1 protein-coding gene is annotated in these 1,716 nt (G+C 45.7%); it reads right to left on the bottom strand.

The features are described from left to right. On the bottom strand, window positions 1–1,702 hold a 1,702-nt coding region (locus LG31_RS20840; protein ID WP_152598333.1), incomplete at its 3' end, for a hypothetical protein. Between the last annotated feature and the right edge of the window lie 14 nt (window positions 1,703–1,716).

Genomic DNA, 1,716 nt, shown 5'->3' on the forward strand with positions numbered 1-1,716 from the left:
CAGTAGCTCTGTTTAAATCTAGCCGAAAATTAAAATTAACTTTATGTTCATCAGTAACCTTCATCGAAAATGATGGGGTTGTAGAAACCATAGCCCCCCCCTCACGAAAAAGGGCATTTGATGGTACAAAAAACACATCCAAATTATCATTATTTGACAAGGAAGATAACATAATTTCATCACCAAACAAATGCCAACCACTACCTAAAAAGTAATGACCTGCAACAAGTGGTTGGTTGGATTTTATAGTAACTCGTACATGTTCACCCGCTTCACTAATATTTTGCGTTTCAATACGTCTAAGAGAACAGCGCAATCCCTTAATACCATTTAATGCATAGTCTATACACGGCTTATCAGGCTCAGCCTTCACTAATAGGCCTGCTTGCTTTTTCAAATTCGTAAAATAAGTCACTGTACCACCATCATTATATTCACCAATAGCGGTAACCAGTTGCTGAGTTCCTGTTGCCCATTGATTCAACGCACTGACTCCAGTGGCAGATAGCACTGGATTTGTCGCCCCCAGGACATGGTTTTGTAACGGGCTCACCTGTCCATGCTGATTAGCCACACCAGAAAACCACGAGCTCGGTTCGAGCGTTTTTAAGCGTGCTAATGGATACAGTGGCTGTACTTTGTTCTCTTGCAGATACCATACCTGGTTGCCATTCATCCGAGCATCACTTGTAATGCGCTGATGTTCACCACCCATCAGGGTTATGATGGCTTGCTTATGATTGACTTCATCGCTGACAGTTAATAATTCCAAGCTTGATAACACCTGAGACCTAGGCGGAGTAAAACCAGCATTCTGTAGAGTCACACTAAAACGATCACCTTTAGCTATTCGCGACGCGGAGCTAAAGCTGACATTAACCAGTTCACTGAGGTGCAGCCGTGTAACCACCGATGTTGGTGGCACAAAAAATATTTTGACACATTTCGCATTCGCAAACTCGGCCACTGGGACTTGCTGGCCCAACGGATGCCATGCTTCTCCTACCTTGAATCGGGCATGAGGTGTGTTCAAGCGAGCTCTCATCTCGACACTAAACATCACATCGCCACCATCTGCTGCCTTGTTAGCGCCACTTATTGTTCGCAATACACACTCTTTGCCATTTATTCCCTCAATCGTTGCATCCTTGCATTGAGGTGGAGCTGCCCCTAACTCTAGTTGTGCTCTTTTATAGACAGTGGTAGTGAGTTGACGGTCACCATTGCGCAACACCTCGGTCAAACCTAGTTCATGGCTACTCCCCACAGGCATATTGATCAATTCAGAAAATGCCTTGCCACTTAACACTGGGTTAACCTGTGTTCCATTTGTCAATGTAAAGGAGTCGCCACTCAGACCGGCACTATTACCATGCTCATTTGTCATTCCCACAAAGGCCTCACGCGGGGTGAAATCCTCAATGCGAACGACATTACCGTCATTACGATGGGTATACCAAGTCGCAACTTTGCGAGCACCTTGCCCTCTCACTCTTGAACCAAATATTGCTTGTGGTGGAGAGCCTGGCAAAGTCACGTTGCTGCTTGAATCCAATGTCGTGACATAATCACTACCTGTCACCTGGTCACGAATAAGTAACACCCCGAGACGGCTATGTATCGTTTGACGGATAGCTGGCAAGGTATGAATTGGCACATTCGAGCCGCCTGGTAAACGGCCAGGCAAGGTTTGAATAGGCACATTCGAGCCGCCTG

The sequence above is a fragment of the Aeromonas lacus genome, from assembly GCF_000764665.1.
Taxonomy (GTDB): Bacteria; Pseudomonadota; Gammaproteobacteria; order Enterobacterales; family Aeromonadaceae; genus Aeromonas; species Aeromonas lacus.